This is a genomic window from Ureibacillus manganicus DSM 26584 (genome assembly GCF_000772945.1).
Lineage (GTDB): Bacteria > Bacillota > Bacilli > Bacillales_A > Planococcaceae > Ureibacillus > Ureibacillus manganicus.
The window spans coordinates 94,245-113,902 of sequence record NZ_JPVN01000012.1 but is presented as its reverse complement, the minus strand read 5'-3'; the positions used below and the strand labels follow the sequence as shown (position 1 = coordinate 113,902).

General features: G+C 35.9%; 20 protein-coding genes and 1 pseudogene. 18 read left to right on the top strand and 3 right to left on the bottom strand.

Annotated elements, in window-relative coordinates:
- Nucleotides 1–38 precede the first annotated feature (38 nt).
- Nucleotides 39–281 (bottom strand): DUF2627 domain-containing protein, encoded by a 243-nt coding sequence (locus CD29_RS11285; RefSeq protein ID WP_036186717.1) that lies wholly within the window; start codon nucleotides 279–281, stop codon nucleotides 39–41.
- A gap of 245 nt (nucleotides 282–526) precedes the next feature.
- On the opposite strand from CD29_RS11285, the gene CD29_RS11275 reads away from it, so the two are divergent.
- The 11 genes and pseudogenes from CD29_RS11275 to CD29_RS11230 all read left to right on the top strand — a co-directional run bounded on the left by CD29_RS11275 (nucleotide 527) and on the right by CD29_RS11230 (nucleotide 13,207).
- On the top strand, nucleotides 527–1,621 hold the full coding sequence (locus CD29_RS11275) for a Glu/Leu/Phe/Val dehydrogenase dimerization domain-containing protein (protein ID WP_036186714.1): 1,095 nt from the start codon (nucleotides 527–529) through the stop codon (nucleotides 1,619–1,621).
- A gap of 63 nt (nucleotides 1,622–1,684) precedes the next feature.
- Complete coding sequence (lpdA, locus tag CD29_RS11270; protein WP_036186712.1) at nucleotides 1,685–3,106, top strand: dihydrolipoyl dehydrogenase; 1,422 nt, start codon at nucleotides 1,685–1,687, stop codon at nucleotides 3,104–3,106.
- Nucleotides 3,107–3,198: 92 nt separating this feature from the next.
- Nucleotides 3,199–4,149 (top strand): thiamine pyrophosphate-dependent dehydrogenase E1 component subunit alpha, encoded by a 951-nt coding sequence (locus tag CD29_RS11265; RefSeq protein ID WP_235801821.1) that lies wholly within the window; start codon nucleotides 3,199–3,201, stop codon nucleotides 4,147–4,149.
- Nucleotides 4,149–5,132, top strand: a complete 984-nt coding sequence (locus tag CD29_RS11260; protein ID WP_036186709.1) for an alpha-ketoacid dehydrogenase subunit beta — start codon at nucleotides 4,149–4,151, stop codon at nucleotides 5,130–5,132. Before CD29_RS11265 ends, CD29_RS11260 begins: the two co-directional genes overlap by 1 nt.
- Nucleotides 5,133–5,146: 14 nt before the next feature.
- A pseudogene (locus CD29_RS20940) lies at nucleotides 5,147–5,623 on the top strand (biotin/lipoyl-containing protein); the annotation flags it as partial.
- A gap of 72 nt (nucleotides 5,624–5,695) precedes the next feature.
- A complete protein-coding gene (locus CD29_RS20935) occupies nucleotides 5,696–6,436 on the top strand; it encodes a dihydrolipoamide acetyltransferase family protein (protein ID WP_408056620.1) in 741 nt (246 codons plus the stop codon).
- Nucleotides 6,437–6,676: 240 nt separating this feature from the next.
- Nucleotides 6,677–8,374, top strand: coding sequence for a methylmalonyl-CoA mutase family protein (locus CD29_RS11250; protein WP_036186704.1), 1,698 nt, complete (start codon nucleotides 6,677–6,679; stop codon nucleotides 8,372–8,374).
- A complete protein-coding gene (scpA, locus tag CD29_RS11245; protein ID WP_036186701.1) occupies nucleotides 8,371–10,518 on the top strand; it encodes a methylmalonyl-CoA mutase in 2,148 nt (715 codons plus the stop codon). The genes CD29_RS11250 and scpA overlap by 4 nt, the downstream gene beginning before the upstream one ends.
- Nucleotides 10,518–11,597 carry a methylmalonyl Co-A mutase-associated GTPase MeaB gene (meaB, locus tag CD29_RS11240; RefSeq protein WP_036186699.1) on the top strand — a complete coding sequence of 360 codons (1,080 nt, stop codon included), beginning with the start codon at nucleotides 10,518–10,520 and terminating at the stop codon, nucleotides 11,595–11,597. Before scpA ends, meaB begins: the two co-directional genes overlap by 1 nt.
- An 89-nt stretch (nucleotides 11,598–11,686) precedes the next feature.
- A complete protein-coding gene (locus CD29_RS11235) occupies nucleotides 11,687–12,127 on the top strand; it encodes a BrxA/BrxB family bacilliredoxin (protein ID WP_036186696.1) in 441 nt (146 codons plus the stop codon).
- Nucleotides 12,128–12,247: 120 nt separating this feature from the next.
- Entirely contained in the window at nucleotides 12,248–13,207 is a 960-nt protein-coding gene (locus CD29_RS11230) for an aromatic acid exporter family protein (RefSeq protein WP_036186823.1), read from the top strand.
- Nucleotides 13,208–13,270: 63 nt separating this feature from the next.
- On the opposite strand, the gene prli42 is transcribed toward CD29_RS11230, so the two are convergent.
- Entirely contained in the window at nucleotides 13,271–13,366 is a 96-nt protein-coding gene (prli42, locus tag CD29_RS20275; RefSeq protein ID WP_156111891.1) for a stressosome-associated protein Prli42, read from the bottom strand.
- Between the two features lie 260 nt (nucleotides 13,367–13,626).
- Here prli42 and mce point away from each other — a divergent pair, with 260 nt between their 5' ends.
- Both mce and CD29_RS11220 read left to right on the top strand, forming a co-directional pair.
- Nucleotides 13,627–14,037, top strand: a complete 411-nt coding sequence (gene mce / locus CD29_RS11225) for a methylmalonyl-CoA epimerase (protein ID WP_036186694.1) — start codon at nucleotides 13,627–13,629, stop codon at nucleotides 14,035–14,037.
- Nucleotides 14,038–14,042: 5 nt separating this feature from the next.
- Nucleotides 14,043–15,590 (top strand): acyl-CoA carboxylase subunit beta, encoded by a 1,548-nt coding sequence (locus CD29_RS11220; RefSeq protein ID WP_036186692.1) that lies wholly within the window; start codon nucleotides 14,043–14,045, stop codon nucleotides 15,588–15,590.
- A gap of 454 nt (nucleotides 15,591–16,044) precedes the next feature.
- Here the strand turns inward: CD29_RS11220 and CD29_RS11215 are convergent, their stop codons facing one another.
- Nucleotides 16,045–16,302, bottom strand: coding sequence for a twin-arginine translocase TatA/TatE family subunit (locus CD29_RS11215; protein WP_036186689.1), 258 nt, complete (start codon nucleotides 16,300–16,302; stop codon nucleotides 16,045–16,047).
- A gap of 304 nt (nucleotides 16,303–16,606) precedes the next feature.
- Here CD29_RS11215 and CD29_RS11210 point away from each other — a divergent pair, with 304 nt between their 5' ends.
- The 5 genes from CD29_RS11210 (at nucleotide 16,607) to CD29_RS11190 (ending at nucleotide 19,554) form a co-directional block, all read left to right on the top strand.
- The gene (locus CD29_RS11210) at nucleotides 16,607–17,719 is read left to right on the top strand and encodes a M20/M25/M40 family metallo-hydrolase (RefSeq protein WP_036186688.1); all 1,113 of its coding nucleotides are present in this window, start codon (nucleotides 16,607–16,609) and stop codon (nucleotides 17,717–17,719) included.
- 19 nt (nucleotides 17,720–17,738) lie between these two features.
- Nucleotides 17,739–18,218, top strand: coding sequence for a chemotaxis protein CheW (locus CD29_RS11205; RefSeq protein ID WP_036186685.1), 480 nt, complete (start codon nucleotides 17,739–17,741; stop codon nucleotides 18,216–18,218).
- A gap of 99 nt (nucleotides 18,219–18,317) precedes the next feature.
- Nucleotides 18,318–18,821 (top strand): DUF1648 domain-containing protein, encoded by a 504-nt coding sequence (locus CD29_RS11200; protein WP_036186683.1) that lies wholly within the window; start codon nucleotides 18,318–18,320, stop codon nucleotides 18,819–18,821.
- 42 nt (nucleotides 18,822–18,863) lie between these two features.
- A complete protein-coding gene (locus tag CD29_RS11195; protein ID WP_036186680.1) occupies nucleotides 18,864–19,211 on the top strand; it encodes a fluoride efflux transporter FluC in 348 nt (115 codons plus the stop codon).
- Between the two features lies 1 nt (nucleotide 19,212).
- Nucleotides 19,213–19,554 (top strand): fluoride efflux transporter FluC, encoded by a 342-nt coding sequence (locus CD29_RS11190; RefSeq protein WP_036186677.1) that lies wholly within the window; start codon nucleotides 19,213–19,215, stop codon nucleotides 19,552–19,554.
- The last annotated feature ends 104 nt before the right edge of the window (nucleotides 19,555–19,658 follow it).

Sequence of the window (19,658 nt, the reverse complement as noted above, 5' to 3'; positions counted from 1 at the left end):
AGACTCAAAAAGTGGAACATTACTTTTTGAGTCTCTTATTATTTTGATTGCTTATCAAATTTTGGAGCAACTCGACCATTTTTTCGATCACGATTTAGTAAATAACCAGCAAAGAATCCAAGGCCAATTATTAAAAAAGCAATCCCAATTATAAACTGTAACCATAGCCAAGGAAATGGAGAGATTAACTTACCATATAAAGTATCACGTAGAAATTTAATTCCAGCTCCAGCCATTAGAGCAGGGATTAATAACACAATAAATGCAGCCATTCGAGCCATAAAAAGTCCTCCTTACAACTATCTTCATTTTACAATGGTGATAATGAATGTCAAGGAACGACATTTGTCTTTTGGGAGAATTCATACTATTGAACGAAAAATATTATTTGTAAATTATTATCTTGATTCGGTTAGGATTTATAAGTATTGTAGAAATAAGGGAAACTTACCGAGAAATATTTTGAATAAAATAGAGAAAATGGCTTTTTTAAAAGAAAGCGCTTTCGCAAGGGGAGGATTTAGTCGTGGAAATTTTTAAGTATATGGAAAAGTACGATTACGAACAACTGGTATTTTGTCAAGATCAAACATCTGGACTAAAAGCAATCATCGCTATTCATGACACTACATTGGGCCCAGCACTTGGTGGGGTTCGAATGTGGCCTTATGCTACTGAAGATGAAGCAGTTGAAGATGCATTGCGTTTAGCACGTGGTATGACCTACAAAAATGCAGCTGCGGGTTTAAATCTTGGTGGAGGTAAAACAGTAATTATTGGGGATCCTTCGAAAGATAAAAATGAAGAAATGTTTAGAGCCTTAGGGAGATTCATTCAAGGGCTAAATGGGCGCTACATTACTGCTGAAGATGTTGGTACAACTGAAGCGGATATGGACCTCATTCATGAAGAAACAAATTATGTTACTGGTATCTCACCAACTTTTGGTTCATCAGGAAATCCATCACCTGTAACAGCTTATGGTGTATTTCTAGGTATGAAAGCATCTGTGAAAGAAGCATTTGGATCAGACTCACTAAAAGGAATTCGTGTGGCTGTACAAGGACTTGGAAATGTAGCGTACGCACTATGTGATTACCTTCATCAGGAAGGTGCTGAACTTATTGTTACCGATATAAATAAAAAGGCAGTTGAACGCGTCGTAAGTAATTTTGGTGCCCGTGCTGTTCAACCAGATGAAATTTATAAACAAGAAGCTGAAGTATTTTCACCATGTGCATTAGGTGCAATCATTAACGACGAGACAATTCCGCAATTAAAAGCAAAGGTCATTGCAGGTTCTGCAAATAATCAATTAAAAGAGTCTAGACATGGCAATGTACTACATGAAAAGGGTATAATATATGCTCCAGATTATGTGATTAATGCTGGAGGAGTAATTAATGTCGCTGATGAATTATATGGTTATAATCGTGATCGAGCGATGAAACGTGTAGAAACGATTTATGATAGTCTTTCTAAAATATACGCAATTTCAAAAGAACAAAACATCCCAACATATTTAGCTGCAAACAAATTAGCAGAGAATAGAATTGCGCGTGTCGCAAAATCACGTAAACAATTTTTGACTAGTGAAAAAAATATACTTAATGGTAGATAGAATACTGACTGAGAATGGAAGGTGTCATATCTTTCATTCTCAAATTTTTCAAGGGGGATACTTATGTCTCGTGAATACGATTTAGTCATTCTTGGTGGTGGAACTGGAGGATATGTCGCTGCAATAAGAGCGAGTCAACTAGGGCTTTCAACAGCAATTGTGGAAAAAGAAAAACTTGGGGGTACTTGTTTGCATAAAGGATGTATTCCAAGTAAAGCATTACTCCGAAGTGCAGAAGTGTACCGTCAATCATTAAATGCTAGTGAATATGGAATTGATGTAGCAGCTGTTCGCGTCAATTTTAATGCAGTACAGAAAAGAAAGAATAGTATTGTAGAACAACTTCATAACGGCGTAAAAGGCCTTGTAAAAAAAGGGAAAATCGATGTTTATTATGGAACTGGGCGAATTCTTGGACCTTCTATTTTCTCACCAATGGCAGGAACGATTTCTGTTGAGAAAGAAGGGGAAGAAAATGAAATGTTAATTCCTAAAAACATTATCATCGCAACAGGCTCCTCTCCTCGAAATTTAGAAGGGCTTATCCCAGATGGAAAAAAAGTATTAAACTCAGATCATGCATTAGAACTTTCAGAACTTCCTAAATCAATCCTTATTGTTGGTGGAGGAGTTATTGGTATTGAGTGGGCTTCCATGCTTTCTGATTTTGGAGTAAAAGTTACAATTATTGAAACAAGTCAACAAATATTACCTTCTGAAGATAAAGATATTTCAAAAGAAATGGCAAAAATGCTAAGAGGCCGTGGTATTGAAATTTATACTAACGCATTTCTTCAAACTGACAAACTTAATCTATCAGATAAGAATATTAAAGCCACTGTCCTAATAGATGGTGAAGAAAAGAGACTTGAAGTTGAAAAAATGTTAATATCAATAGGGAGAAAAGGGAATATTTCTGATATTGGACTGGATAATACTGAAATTGAAATAGAATCTAGTTTTTTAAAAGTAAGTGAAACGTATCAGACGAAGGAAAAACATATTTACGCAATCGGTGATTGTATCGGTGGATTGCAGTTGGCACATGTTGCGTCACATGAGGGCATTGCAGCTGTGGAACATATTGTAAATGGAACTGTAAAAAATATTAGCTATGACAATATTGCTAGATGTATATATTCAAATCCAGAAGCTGCAAGTATTGGTTTAACAGAGGAAAAGGCAAGAAATCAAGGATATAACATTAAAGTGGGAAAATTTCCATTTAAGGCAATTGGTAAAGCATTAGTTTATGGGGAAATGGAAGGTTTCGTCAAAATAATTGCCGATCAAGACACGAATGATCTTTTAGGCGTTCATATGATAGGACCACATGTAACCGATTTAATTTCTGAAGCTTCTTTAGCTATGCTACTAGATGCAACACCTTGGGAAATAGGGGAAACAATACACCCACATCCAACATTAAGTGAGGTCATAGGGGAAGCCGCACTAAGTGTTGATGGTCGAGCAATCCATTTTTAATGGACTAATTCAATAGAAAGGGGATGATCTGTTTGACAAATGATAATTTACACCATAAAGACTTAGGATTAACTGACGAAGCTGTATTAAATATGTATGAAACAATGCTAATGGCTCGAAGAATAGATGAACGTATGTGGTTACTAAATCGTGCTGGTAAAATTGCTTTTGTAATCTCTTGCCAAGGTCAAGAAGCAGCACAAGTAGGCGCTGCTTTTGCATTGGACCATACAAAAGATTATATTGCTCCTTATTACCGTGATATGGGAGTTGTTTTACACTTTGGTATGACACCAAAAGATTTAATGTTATCTGCTTTTGCAAAAGCAGAGGATCCAAACTCCGGTGGCAGGCAAATGCCAGGACACTTTGGACAAAAGAAAAATCGAATATTAACAGGTTCTTCTCCTGTTGCAACTCAAGTGCCACATGCTGTAGGTGTTGCTCTAGTCGCAAAAATGCAAAATAAAGACTATGTTTCTTTTGTAACATTAGGTGAAGGCTCTACAAATCAAGGGGACTTCCATGAGGGACTTAATTTTGCAGGTGTTCATAAATTACCAGTTATAACAATGGTCGAAAACAATAAATATGCAATTAGTGTACCTATAGAAAAACAATTAGGTTGTGCCCAAGTTTCTGACCGAGCAATTGGCTATGGTATGCCCGGGTATACTGTTGACGGCATGAATCCATTGGAGGTTTATAAAGCCGTTAAAGAAGCTGCTGATCGAGCACGTGCGGGAGAAGGTCCGACACTGATTGAAGCAATTACTTATCGTCTTACAGCACATTCTTCTGATGATGATGATCGTCAATATCGTTCAGCAGATGACATTGCACAAGGCAGAGCAAACGATCCAATTACTCGCTTTGAAAATTATTTAAAAGAAAATGGTGTAGCTACGGACGAAATTTTAAATGAAATAAATGTCCGAGTTATGCAAGCTGTCAATGAAGCAACAGATTATGCAGAAGAAGCTCCATACTCTCCACCTGAACATGCACTTAAACATGTCTATGCGGAAGGGGCTGATGAATAATGGCTGTTATGTCATTTATAGAAGCTATTAATTTAGCGATGAAAGAAGAAATGGAACGAGACGATCGCGTCTTTATATTAGGTGAGGATGTAGGCCTTAAGGGTGGGGTATTTAAAGCAACCCAAGGTTTATATAATCAATTTGGTGAATATCGAGTTTTAGATACACCATTAGCAGAAAGTGCAATCGCAGGAGTAGCAATAGGAGCAGCAATGGTAGGGATGAGGCCAATTGCAGAAATGCAATTTGCTGACTTTATCATGCCTGCTGTTAACCAAATTGTTTCTGAGGCTGCTAAAATAAGATACAGATCTAATAATGATTGGACTTGTCCTTTAGTTGTTCGCGCCCCGTTTGGAGGTGGAGTACACGGAGCATTGTATCATTCTCAATCAGTAGAAGCGCTTTTTGCAGGTACTCCTGGCTTAAAAATTGTCATTCCGTCAACTCCATATGAAGCCAAAGGATTGTTAAAAGCAGCAATTCGTGATGAAGACCCTGTATTATTCTTTGAACATAAGCGTGCCTATCGTTTAATAAAAGGTGAGGTACCAACGGATGACTATGTATTGCCTATAGGAAAAGCAGATATAAAACGTGAGGGTGATGATATAACTGTCATTACTTACGGATTAGCTGTCCACTTTGCTTTACAGGCTGCTGAGAGACTTGCAGCTGATGGAATTGAAGCTCACATTTTGGATTTAAGAACGGTGTATCCACTTGATAAAGAGGCAATAGTTGAAGCAGCTAGTAAAACGGGTAAAGTACTATTAGTTACTGAGGATAACAAAGAAGGCAGCATAATGAGTGAAGTTTCTGCAATTATTGCAGAAGAATGCTTATTTGAACTTGATGCCCCAATTAAGCGTTTAGCTGGTCCAGATGTTCCTGCTATGCCATATTCACCAACAATGGAAAAATTCTTTATGATTAATCCAGATAAAATTGAGCAAGCGATGCGTGAGTTAGCTGCTTTCTAATGGAGGTGTAAGTGATGCCAATTGAAAATATATTAATGCCCCAGTTAGGAGAAAGTGTAACAGAGGGAACTATTGAAAAATGGTTAGTGAAGCCAGGTGATTTTGTTAACAAATATGAACCTCTTGCTGAGGTAGTGACTGATAAAGTAAATGCTGAAGTTCCATCTTCCTTCACAGGTGTTGTCCATGAGTTGATTGCAAAAGAAGGTGAAACTTTAGCTGTTGGTAAGATAATTTGTACCATACAAGTAGGTGATGATTCGGGAGCAACAGTAAAGTCAAAACCGACTGTTGAATCTATTCAAGCTACAACGACTGAGCTTAAACAACCCGCATCTGAAATCAAGCCAATTTCTAACAGTCAAAAAACACGTTATTCACCTGCAGTCTTGAAAATCGCACAGGAAAATAATATTGACTTAAATTTAGTGAATGGAACTGGTATAGAAGGAAGAATCACACGAAAAGATCTATTAAAGTTAATTGAATCAGGTGGCGTAATAAATAACGGCTCCCAACCGAATTTGACGACTCCGGAAGTCTCTATTCCTATAGCTCAACCAGTGAAAACAACAACTGAACCAGTTCAAGTATCAGCAGTAGGAGATATCGAAATTCCAGTAACATCGATTCGAAGAGCAATCGCTAATAATATGGTCCGCAGTAAAACTGAAATTCCACATGCTTGGATGATGATGGAAGTGGACGTCACTAATTTAGTTAGTTACCGTGATGGTATTAAATCTGAGTTTAAAGAGACAGAAGGATTTAATTTAACGTATTTTGCCTTTTTCATCAAAGCAGTTTCGATTGCTTTAAAAGAATATCCAATCATGAATTCAGTTTGGGCGGGAGATAAAATCATTCAGAAAAAAGCGATTAATCTATCGATCGCAGTTGCTACTGAGGATTCCCTTTTTGTCCCTGTCATAAAAAATGCTGATGAAAAATCTATCAAAGGTATTGCTAAGGAAATTAATGAATTATCTAAAATTGTCAGATCTGGAAAGCTTCGTTCCGAACATATTGAAGGCGGAACATTTACCGTAAATAATACTGGCTCATTTGGTTCTGTACAATCAATGGGAATTATTAATTATCCACAAGCTGCTATATTACAAGTAGAATCAATTGTGAAAAAACCTGTGATTCTAAACGGTGGTATGTTTGCTGCAAGAGATATCGTGAATTTATGTTTATCGATTGACCATCGAGTTTTAGATGGGTTAGTGGCTGGTAGATTTTTAAATCGAGTAAAATCAATTCTTGAAAATGCAGATGCTAACAATATGTCAATTTATTAAAAGCAAGGGGTTGTCTAGAAAGTGAACTTTCTAGACAACCCCGTCTTGCTTATAATAATTACCTGTTAAAAATTATTGCTTCTGCGGTGGTCACATCAAGATGTCACCATCCTCGGCGCAAAGGGTACGTCTCAAAAGGACTTTTCAGACGTACCCTTTGTTTTTTCTCTTTTATGGAAAGTCTTTCTATTGTAAAATATTATTAGGACATCATAAAGGGGGAAGCTGTAAAGCGAAAGTATGTCAAAAATGAAAGATATTCAATTTGAACAAGTGAACTATGATCAATGGAAAGAGCAAGCAATTAGCGCTTTAAAGGGGAAGCCGTTCAAATCTCTTTTTACTCGATCAATTGAGGGAATTACTTTACAACCTTTATACACTCAAGAAACTTTAGTAGACAAGCTTGGAGAAAAGCTGGAGAAACAAATTACAACAATCCGAAAGCTAAAAGCATCAACATCATTTTCTCCTGCGCAGCAAATTTTCGGTCATACAGAAGATCAGTTTTTCTCGAATATTACAAATAGTATAGAACGAGGGAATGCTGTATTAACAATAGATAGTCAAGTTTCATTTGAATGGTCTGAGCAATCACTTTCTAAACTAGCAACTTTACTATCAAACCATGAGTTTAAATTATTAGTACGTGATTCTTCGGATGTTCTTTTATCTGTTTTTGAGACTATTGAAGAAAGTAAACGTGAAAACGTAAAAGGTTATATTATTTCAGATGAACCTATCATTTTAAAAAGCTATCCAAAAATACGTACTATTTGTGCAAATACGATACCTTATCATTATGAAGGTGCAAACGCAGTTCAGGAATTAGCGTTAACTTTAGCTATCGCTCGTAAATATGTAGAGGAAAATAATTTTGAGTCTTTTGCAAACAAATTTTTTGTTAATTTTGCGATTGATACGAATTTCTTCTCAGAGATAGCGAAATTACGAGCTGTTAAAGTATTGTGGAAAGCGCTTTCAACTGCTTATGGTGTTTCGGAAAACATCACTTTACCAATAGTTGCTGAAACTTCCTTAAGAAGCTATTCAAAATTAGACGTATATGTAAACTTACTTCGAGCAGGGAACGAAGCTTTCTCGGCACTAATTGGTGGAGCGGATGTATTTACTGTTCATCCTCATGATGTACTAACAAAGCCAACAGACCAATCAATTCGAATCGCTCGAAACGTGATACTCGTGTTAAAAGAAGAGTCACTTGTTCAAAATGTAATCGATCCATCAGGTGGATCTTACTTCATTGAAACATTAACTAGCGAATACGTTGAACAGGCTTGGAAGCTATTCTTGGAAATCGAAGAAGCAGGCGGACTTGATGCGTATAGTCAATCTGGAAAACTTACAGCATTAATGGAAGAAGTGAATGAAGGTAGACAAAATGCATTAGCAACAAGAAAACAGTCTTTAATTGGGACGAATATTTATGCTAATCCAAGTGATGAGTTACAAACTGTAACGAATCCTATATTTGCTTATGTGAATCGTTTAGCAACACCATTTGAAGAATTGCGTTCAACCTATGAAACAATCCGACCTAAGATTGCTATTTTAACATTTGGGCAACTGAAAAACTTTAAAGCACGTGCTGATTTTGTTTCAGGATTCTTTTCAACTGCGGGGATTGTGTGTGAACAATCTGGTGAAATAAAAACAATTGATGCAGCTAAAGAATGGTTAATGAATAACAATTACGACTATGTTGTAGTTGCAACAACAGATGATGATACAAAAGAGATTGTACCTGAACTTTTAGCAATTAAACCTAAAGACTTATTACTTGATGTAGCTGGAAGATTTAAAGACGAAGAAGGGGAATGGCAAGCTAAAGGATTAAATGGTTTTATATATGCTGGCCAAAATGTAATTGAAAAATTAAATGAAGTAGCTAATCGTTTAAAGGGGGTACAATCATGAGCGCAAATTTCAAAGCGGTGAATATAGATCAAATATTAATCGACGAAAAATTAACTCCTACAAGTTCATTTATAACAAATGAAGAAATTGAAGTAAAAGATCTTTATGTGAAAGAAGATATACAAGATGTAAAACATTTAAGTGATAGTGCAGGTATTGCCCCAAATACACGCGGCCCTTATCCAACAATGTATGTTGCACGCCCATGGACTGTACGTCAATATGCTGGGTTTTCCACTGCAGAAGAATCAAATGCATTCTACCGCAGAAATTTAGCAATGGGACAAAAAGGATTATCTGTAGCATTTGACTTAGCGACTCACCGTGGCTACGATTCAGATCATCCACGTGTAAAAGGGGATGTAGGTAAAGCGGGAGTTGCGATAGACTCCATTGAAGATATGAAAATATTATTCGATGGAATTCCACTGGATCAAATGTCGGTTTCTATGACGATGAACGGTGCAGTTCTCCCAATAATGGCTTTCTATATTGTTGCAGCTGAAGAACAAGGTGTTACTCCTGAAAAACTTGCAGGGACAATTCAAAACGATATCTTAAAAGAATACATGGTACGTAATACGTATATATATCCACCAGCAATGTCAATGAAAATAATTGCAGATATTTTTGAATATACAAGTAAATTTATGCCGAAGTTTAATTCCATTTCGATTTCTGGATACCATATTCAAGAAGCTGGCGCTACAGCCGACATTGAATTAGCTTATACACTTGCAGATGGATTAGAGTATGTTCGTACTGGACTTAAAGCAGGCATTGATATCGATTCATTTGCACCTAGACTTTCTTTCTTCTGGGGAATAGGTATGAATTATTTTATGGAAGTTGCGAAGATGCGTGCAGCACGTCGGATTTGGGCACAAATGATGAGTACATTTAACCCTAAAAACCAAAAATCACTTGCATTGCGTACACACTCTCAAACTTCGGGTTGGTCTTTAACTGAGCAAGATCCATTCAATAATGTGACTCGTACATTAGTTGAGGCAAATGCAGCTGCAATGGGTCATACACAATCGCTTCATACAAACGCATTAGATGAAGCAATTGCATTACCAACTGATTTCTCAGCCCGTATTGCTCGTAACACACAATTATTCCTACAAGAAGAAACAGGAATGACGAAGGTAATTGATCCATGGGGTGGGTCATATTACGTTGAAAAGCTAACAGAAGAATTAACTGAAAAAGCGTGGGCATTAATCGAAGAAATTGAAGAATTAGGTGGAATGGCAAAAGCGATTGAAACCGGACTACCAAAAATGAAAGTTGAAGAGGCTGCTGCAAAACGCCAAGCGAAAATTGATTCAAAAGCTGAAACAATTATTGGGGTTAACAAGTACCGTCTACAGGAAGAAGAACCAATTGAAATTTTAAATATAGACAATACAATTGTAAGACAAAAACAAATTGAGAGACTTGAAAAAATGAAACAAGAAAGAAACGAAGAAGATGTACAAAAACATTTGGCGCGTTTAACTCGTGCTGCTCAAACAGGTGAAGAAAACTTACTTGCAGTTGCAGTAGATGCAGCCAGAGCTCGTGCTTCTCTAGGAGAAATTTCTGATGCCATCGAAAAAGTTTCAGGTCGTCATAAAGCAATCATCCGTTCAATTTCAGGAATTTACTCCTCAAACTTCTCAGATGAGGAACTAATTTCGGAAGTAAAACAAATGACAAATGAATTTCTTGAAAACGAAGGAAGACGACCTAGAATTTTAGTTGCAAAAATGGGTCAAGATGGACATGATCGTGGTGCAAAAGTTGTTGCAACAGGCTATGCAGACTTAGGTTTTGATGTGGATATTTCACCATTATTCATGACTCCGGAAGAAGCAGCAATTATGGCTGTGGAAAACGATGTTCACTGTGTCGGTGTATCTTCACTAGCAGCTGGCCATAAAACACTTGTACCTGAATTAGTTGAAGAACTAAAAAAACTAGGTCGTGAAGATATTATCGTCATTGTAGGTGGGGTTATTCCAGCACAAGATTATGAATTTCTTTACGAGGCCGGTGCTGTGGCGATTTTTGGACCAGGTAGTGTAATACCAATTTCTGCAATGAAAATTATCGAAGAAATTTATAAACGTTTAGGCTACGAGGAAGTGTCTGAATAATGAATGAAAACAAAGGGGTAGAGGAAAGTGCTTTATTTGTCATGGATGGGGTAAAAGGTGGTCATGACGGATTAACGAAAATTTCACACAAAAAATTTCGTAAAAAAAGAGAAGACAAGCTCGATATTCCTAATTTAGCAGCTGAAATTCGTTCTGGAAACCGAATTGCTCTGTCACGTGCGATTACACTTGTAGAAAGCTCAAATAGTGATCATAAGGAACAAGCACAAAAACTATTACAAGAGTTGCTTTCTTTTACTGGTAACAGTATTCGAATCGGTATAACTGGTGTTCCTGGTGCTGGTAAAAGTACTTTCATTGAAAGTTTTGGTTCAATGCTTTGTGATATGGGCAAAAAAGTAGCTGTTCTTGCAATAGATCCCAGCTCATCACTTTCGGGTGGTAGTATTTTGGGGGATAAAACAAGAATGGAGAAATTAAGCCGTACGTCGAATGCTTTTGTTAGGCCATCTCCAAGTGCTGGAACATTGGGTGGTGTCCATAAAAAAACAAGAGAAACGATGTTACTATGTGAAGCTGCTGGTTTTGACGTTATTTTAATTGAAACAGTTGGCGTTGGTCAAAGTGAAACTTTTGTAAGAGGCATGGTCGACTTTTTCCTATTACTTGTCCTAACTGGAGCTGGTGACGAATTACAAGGCATGAAAAAGGGAATTATGGAATTAGCGGATGGGATAATTGTTCATAAGAGTGATGGAGATAATGTTGTTCGAGCGAGAAGAACAGTTCGTGAATATAAACAAATTCTTCATTTCCTGCAGCCGGCAACACCTGGATGGATGAGTACTTCTTTAGCAGTATCTTCTGTAGAAAAAACTGGCCTAAAAGAAACATGGGATATGATTTGTAAGTTTGAAGAGACTATTAAAGCTTCATCCTATTGGAATATGAGAAGGTCAGAGCAGACGAAAGATTGGTTCCATTCTATGATTACAGATCATTTAATTGAATCCTTTTATCAAGCATCCGACAGAAAAAGTCTAATCCAATCTTTAGAAAAATCCATTTTACATGGAGAAATAACTGTAACACAAGGTGTTAAAAAATTATTTGAATAGAAAACAAAATACCTCAAATTAATAAGTCTTTAATACTTAATATCTTTTCTAAATATGATAAAATATGAACGTGAAAGGAGTGGATATTAATGAATATGGATTATGATTTATTTATGCAAGAAATTACTAGAACTGCTCGTTCGGAAATGGAAGCAGCTGGTTATGAACAATTACGTACACCTGAGGATGTTGAAGTAGCTTTTGCTCGCCAAGGTACTACTTTAGTAATGGTTAACTCTGTATGTGGTTGTGCTGGTGGGATTGCACGACCTGCAGCAACAAACGCAGTACATTATGATAAAAGACCAGATCATTTAGTAACAGTATTTGCTGGACAAGACAAAGAAGCAACAGCAGCAGCTCGTTACATGTTTGGGGAAGACCATATCCCATCATCACCTTCTTTTGTTCTATTAAAAGATGGAAAAGTTGTAGCTGATATTGGACGCCATGAAATCGAAGGGCATGACCCAATGTCTGTAATTACAAACCTACAAGCAAACTTCGAAGAACATTGCGAAGAATTATAGTATTTAAAAAAATTGTCCTTAAGTGTTTCGCTTAAGGACATTTCTTCATTATTGCAAATCTTACAAACTACAAACATACATACATACTATTTTGTTGCTCATACAAAGGAGGCAATCTGTATTAAACCATTTCGAATCGGCTATCGAACAATTAAAACTGCAATCGGGGTTGCTCTATCGATTGCAATTGCTCAATACTTTGGACTGCAATATTTTACTTCAGCAGGGATCCTTACGATTCTTTGTATTCAAACAACAAAAAAGAAATCAGTACATGCGGTGTACACACGTTTGGTCGCAAGCTTAGTAGGGATGCTTTTTTCATTCATCGCTCTTGAAACGTTTGGATATAATCCAATAGTTCTTCTACTGACAATTCTTATATTCATTCCAACGATCGTTACTATTGGAGTTGCTCCAGGATTTGTGTCTAGCGCGGTTATTATGATGCATATTTATTCCGAGGCAAACTTCACACTAGCTCTATTCTATAACGAACTTGGGTTAATGGCAGTCGGTTTTGGAGTCGCACTCCTTGTTAATATGTATATGGGCGATATACAAAAACAATTGGATCACTACCGTGTAAAGGTAGAAGATTTGTACAGGAAAATATTTTCGGAAATTTACAAGTATTTAGAAAGTGGAGACACAAATTGGGATGGTAAAGAATTAATCGAAGTTGAAAAAGTATTAAACAAGGCAAAATCATTAGCATTTAAAGACGTTGAAAACCATTTAACACGTAAGGAAAACGAATACTATCTTTATTTTGATATGAGAGAAAGACAGCTTGAAATAATTGAAAGAGTACTACCTAAAATTACAACCCTTCCAGTGATGGTACAGCAAGCACAATTAGTTGCAGATTTTATGAAAGACTTGAGCGAAAATGTCCACTCTGGAAATACTGCACGTTCTTTTAGAGATAAATTGGAAATTGTGAAAAAGGAATTTGCAGAGATGCCATTACCCAAATCTCATGAAAAATTCCTCGCGATGGCGTCCCTTTATCAATTTATAGAGGAAATGGATGAGTATTTAGAGATAAAGCAAGGATTTAAAGGTTTGAAAGAGTAAATATTGTGAGGTTCATCAAAAAAGGGTGCATTCATTGTTTCATGAACGTACCCTCGCTTTTTATTAGTTAAACACTGCTAGTCCAAATGCAAAAGTTGAAATAATCATAATAGCTATCATTATATAAACTACTATTTTTTGAAACTTCTTATTACTCAATGAAAAATCGCTCCTTTTTGCCCGTTTAAAAGACTGAAATAACTATACTTTGAGTATCTAAACTAGCTAAAGTATATGTTTAACAGCCATAAAATGCTGAAATGTGTTTTGCAAACACCCAGTGGTGAAGAAGAAAATCCCCGATCCAAAAGATGAAATACTAATTTTATCTATTGTTAGTTTATCAAATATGAAAAAATTCTCAAGTACGTAGCGCGAATCTTTTAAATTATGTAAAATAAGAATAGAGGGGTGTTATTATGGAAAAAATCGATCATATTGGGATTGCTGTAAATAATCTAGATGAAAGAATTACATATTATACTGAAACTCTAGGTTTAAAACTATTAAAAATTGAAGAAGTTCCTTCGCAAAATGTGCGTGTTGCATTTATTGATGCAGGAAATGTTCATATTGAACTATTAGAACCATTAAGTGCTGAGGGAGCTATATATAATCATATTCAAAAACGTGGAGAAGGCATTCAGCATATTGCCTTTGAGGTACCTGATATTTATCATAAAATGTCAGAATTGCGTGAAAAGGGAGTTCGCCTTCTTTCTGAAGAACCAGTTCCTGGTGCAGGAGGATCGAAAGCAGCATTTTTACATCCAAAAGACTCTTTCGGCGTTCTGTATGAATTATATGAAAAAAGTGACAAAGGGGAATAGTGGATATGGATATGTTTGATAAAATTAATGAATTATATGACCGTAAGCGCGAAATCGAGCTTGGTGGTGGAGATAAAAGAATTGAAAAGCAACATGAAAAAGGAAAGTTAACTGCTAGAGAACGTATCGATTTATTGCTTGATGCAGGTACTTTTGTAGAAATTAATCCGTTCATTACACATAGAACTACTGATTTTGGTATGGACAAGCAAAATGGACCTGGAGATGGTGTAGTTACAGGATTCGGTAAAATTAACGGTCGTAATGTTTATTTATTTGCACAAGATTTCACTGTTTTTGGCGGTGCACTTGGTGAAATGCATGCGAAAAAGATTGCAGCTGTAATGGATTTAGCAGCTAAAAATGGAACGCCATTTATCGGTATCAACGATTCTGGCGGTGCTCGTATTCAAGAAGGGGTATTATCTTTAGATGGATACGGTCATATTTTCTATCGTAACTCTATTTATTCTGGAGTAATTCCTCAAATATCAGTAATTATGGGGCCATCTGCTGGTGGAGCAGTTTACTCTCCGGCAATTACCGATTTTATATTGATGGTTGATAAAACATCACAAATGTTTATAACAGGACCGAAAGTAATAGAAACAGTAACTGGGGAAAAAATTTCATCAGAAGATTTAGGTGGATCAAAGGTTCATAATTCAATCAGTGGGAATGCACATTTCCGTGCGCCAAACGAAGAAGAATCTATTAAACAGATTCAAAGATTACTAAGTTACTTACCACAAAACAATAAGGAAAAGACTCCTAAGGTACCTCGTCCAGAAGGTAATGATTATCGTCCAGATATAATCGATTATGTGCCAATCGAACCTACGAAACCGTATGATGTACGCAAAGTGATCGAACAAGTTGTAGACGCCGACTCATTTATGGAGGTACATTCTGAATTTGCGAAAAATATCGTTGTTGGCTTTGCAAGAATTGCTGGGGAGTCAGTTGGGTTAGTTTGCAATCAACCAAAAGCGTTAGCAGGTGGATTAGATATTGATTCTTCTGACAAGGCTGCTCGTTTTATCCGAACATGTGATTCATTCAATATTCCTATTATTACATTTGAGGATGTATCTGGTTTCTTCCCTGGAGTTAAGCAAGAACACGGTGGAATTATACGCCATGGTGCAAAAATACTTTATGCTTATTCCGAAGCAACAGTTCCTAAAATTACAGTTATTCTACGTAAAGCATATGGTGGTGCATATGTAGCATTAAACTCTAAATCTATTGGTGCAGATTTAGTGTTTGCATGGCCAAATGCTGAAATTGCAGTAATGGGGGCAGCTGGTGCAGCAAATATTATCTTTGCCGGTGAAATTGCAAATTCACCAGACCCAGAAAGCACTCGTGCAGCTAAAATTGAAGAATATAAAGAGAAATTTGCAAACCCTTACGTAGCAGCATCTCGAGGTATGGTAGATGATGTTATTGACCCTCGCGATACACGCATTAAGCTAATACAAGCGCTAGATATGTTGTCTAACAAGGAAGAAACAAGACCAGCGAAAAAACATGGGAATATCCCGCTATAATCAAAGAAAGAGGCTGGGACAAAAGATAACTTTCAACCAAGAGTCAGTATTGCTTATGATAAAAATCTGCTAACGCTATATTAGAAAGTCGTCGCTTCCGAGGCATGCGAAGACTCTCTCGAAAATACTAAAGTATTTTCTCGTTGCGATGATATTTCAAGGAAGCATTCCTTGTCCTGCAGGACGTAGAAGCCTCAAGGATCAAAGGCTAAGAGCGCAACGTCCTGTTGCAACGCCTTTGTGACCAACATCCTGTTGGCCCGAGACCCCGGAGAGCTTTAGCTCCCGGAGGCTCATGGCTTCCCTTGGATGCGCGAAGGCATGCATCGGAAACGAACGTCACTATATCAAAAAGGTACAATCCAAATTGAATGATGGATTGTACCTTTTCACTTATGTCCCAGCCTTTTATTTCAAATTACTTTAATTCATAGGTAATCAGTTTTTAAAATGATTATTTTACTTCTTTCTTTTTGATTGCTTCACCTTCTTCAGTTAATTTTAATGTTTCCCCAACAGATAGCCCTAATTTAGGGTCATCTAATACAAATTCTTCTTTAACATCATCTACAATTTCTTTAGTTCCATCTTTAAATTCTTTTATAGTTTGACCAACTGCACGGCCAAGTTGTGGTAATTTTGATGGACCAAAAACGATTAAAGCGATAACTAATATAATTACAAGTCCTGGAACTCCAATGGATTGGAACATTCAACCCCTCCTCTAGCTTTAAGCATTAATTCTAGACTTACTAAACTATCACTAATTTGAAGTATGCTACTTTAAGTATTCTTCTTAAACATGTATGTGTAACAATTCCTACCCTTATTAACAGGAACACCAAACGGATGTACCGAATTCCAATCACAAAAATAAAAATATTGTTATGATTAGGCAAATATCAAAAAGTGATATCACTCTTAATGTAACGAATCTAAAAAAGTAGAAATGTTGTTTTTATATACTTACAGGCGTAAAATAGGAAGAAAATATAGTAAAAAAAGGAGTTTTTGCATTGAATAGCCGATTAGTGGATGAATTTTTAGAATTAGTACAAATAGATTCTGAGACAAAACATGAAGAAATTATTGCTCCAATTCTTATAAATAAATTAGAAGACATGGGATTTGAAGTATACCAAGATGATGCACATACTAGAAACGGACATGGAGCAGGTAATATTATTGCTACACTAAAAGGTTCCCTTGACGTGCAACCAATCTATTTTACAGTTCATATGGACACAGTAGTACCTGGTGTAGGGATCAAACCTGTGATAAAAGAAGATGGTTATATTTATTCAGATGGTACTACGATTTTAGGTGCGGATGATAAAGCAGGAGTGGCTGCTTTGTTTGAAATGGCACGACGACTTAAAGAACAAAATTTCCCTCATGGAACGATTCAATTGATCATAACTGCTGGAGAAGAGTCTGGTTTAGTGGGAGCAAAAGAATTAGATCCACAAAAAATTATCGCTAAATATGGATTTGCAGTTGATAGTACTGGTCAGGTAGGTGGTATTGTTACTGGTGCACCTTATCAAGCAAAAGTGAACGCGAAAATTATTGGTAAAACAGCACATGCAGGTGTTGCACCAGAAAAAGGGATTTCGGCGATTACATTAGCTTCAAAGGCAATTGCCAAAATGAATTTAGGAAGAATTGATCATGAAACAACAGCAAATATTGGTCGCTTTGAAGGTGGAAAAGCTACAAATATCGTTTGTGATGAAGTCTATATTTTAGCTGAGGCACGTTCAATTAATGAAGAAAAACTTCATACTCAAACACAACATATGAAAGAAATCTTCGAAACAGTTGCAGAAGGAAATGGTGGTAGAGCTGAAGTTGAAGTTAAAGTAATGTATCCTGGTTTTTCTGTTACTGAAGAAGATCGAGTTGTACAAGTTGCAATGGAAGCTGTAAAAAATATTGGTAGAGAACCAAACTTAGGGGTATCTGGTGGTGGTAGTGATGCAAACATTATCTCAGGGTTTGGAATTCCGACTGTTAACTTATCGGTTGGATATGAAGAAATTCATACAACAAATGAGCGCATGCCAATTGTAGAATTAGAAAAATTAGCTGATCTATTAGTTGAAATTGTAAAATGTTCTGCTAAGTAAAAATAGGGGTGCCGAATTTATGTCATTTGAAAAATCTATTGTCTTCCAATCTCGAACAGAAGAATATGCAGTACCAGTAGAGCAAGTAGTTTCCATAGAGAAAATGGAAAAGATTACACCAGTACCACATTTACCACATTATTTATTAGGGTTTACTCGTATTCGTGGTGAATTAATTCCTGTTTTGGATTTTGGAATCATTTTATACAATACACCCAGTCCAAGTAGTACATCAAAGTTGATTGTATTGAATACTGAAGTTGTAAACTACGGTCTAGTTGTAGAAGAAGCAAAAGAAATACTTAACTTTAGTGAAAAAGAACTAACTCAAATGGGATTAGTAAACTATGCCAAGACCCAATATTTCACTGCTATTGCAAATTTAGAGAATCGAATGATTACTTGTGTAGATCCTAAAATTTTAGTAAATTCTCTAGAAGGGATCAGGGAAATTATTGAGTATTTGAGAGAAATGCTCGATGATGAGAATAATCATTAATGTAGTGGTTAGAATTTACCAATAATAATTGGTTAATTCTAGCCTTTCTTTTATAATAATGTAAGTAAGTACGATTTTTATGATTACGAGGTGATGATTATGTATAATCCATATCGTCCCATTTTAGATATTCCTAAAACTCGTTTAGAAAAAGTTCTAAATGCTATTTGTGGTGCAATCTTTCTATTCTCAATACTGTATGCAGTCGTAAGTTGGCCTCAATTGCCTGATCAAATACCGGGTCATTTTAATAGTTTAGGCGAAGTTGACCGCTGGGGCTCGAAATATGAAATTATTATTTTGCCAGTTATTGGCCTGTTTATTTTTGTTTTAATGAACTTATTCGAAAAAGCACCACATATGCATAACTATCCTAAACGGCTAAATGAGAACAATGTAAAACAATTTTATCTAAATAGTAGACTTATGCTAAATATGACAAAAAATATGTGCCTAATTATTTTTGCAATACTAATAATACAAATTATTCGTGTAGCTAAGGGCGAAATTCAGTCGTTAGGTGGCTGGTTTCTTCCGGTATTTATAGGATTAGTAATGATTCCTATGATTATTGGAATTTATAAAATTTCAAAAATAAAGTAATACTAAACATATGATATATGTTTTTGTTTGGGAGTTTTAAACTTGAAAAATTGGCTATTTGTATTTATGGGTGGAGCAACAGGGGCTACCTTACGATTTCTTGTTCAATCACTTACAAACACTTATACCATGCTTTGGATAGTTAATATAATAGGTAGCTTTGTAATAGGTTGTTTAAATGGTTTGTTTACTAAAAAGGATAATGAAGCACTGAGATTATTTTTAACAACAGGTATGTTAGGAGCTTTTACTACGTTTTCAACCTTTTCGGAAATGTGGTTTCACATCCTAAAGGTAAATTTAATTGAAGGAATACTTTTCGGTATTGTTATGACAGCATCCTGTTTGATTTCTGCTTTTTTAGGGTATCGAATAGTTCGGGGTGATTAGTGTGGAGTGGATCATGGTAGCCATAGGTGGTGGAGTTGGAGCTTTTCTAAGATACGCAGTAACATTATTTATTACTAAACTACATTATCCCGCATATTACGCCACTGGTGTTGTCAATTTAGTGGGTTCATTTTTACTTGGAATAGTAATCCATAGTCTAAATGAAGAAATGATAATTTCATTTTTAGTAGTTGGTGTATTAGGTGCTTTTACTACATTTTCAACTTTTGCATTTGATTTTGTTGGACTTTTTAATAAAGGACATATAAGTAAAGGCATCAATTATATATTAATAAATTTAGTTGGTGGACTTCTACTCTTTGCAATTGGATATTATATTTAAGCGTCAGTGCATTTTTGTGCACTGTTTTTTTATATCGGAAATTTGACTATATTAAATTACTAAAATATACTTAGTTACAAAATGTAACTTGAAATTTAGGAGGA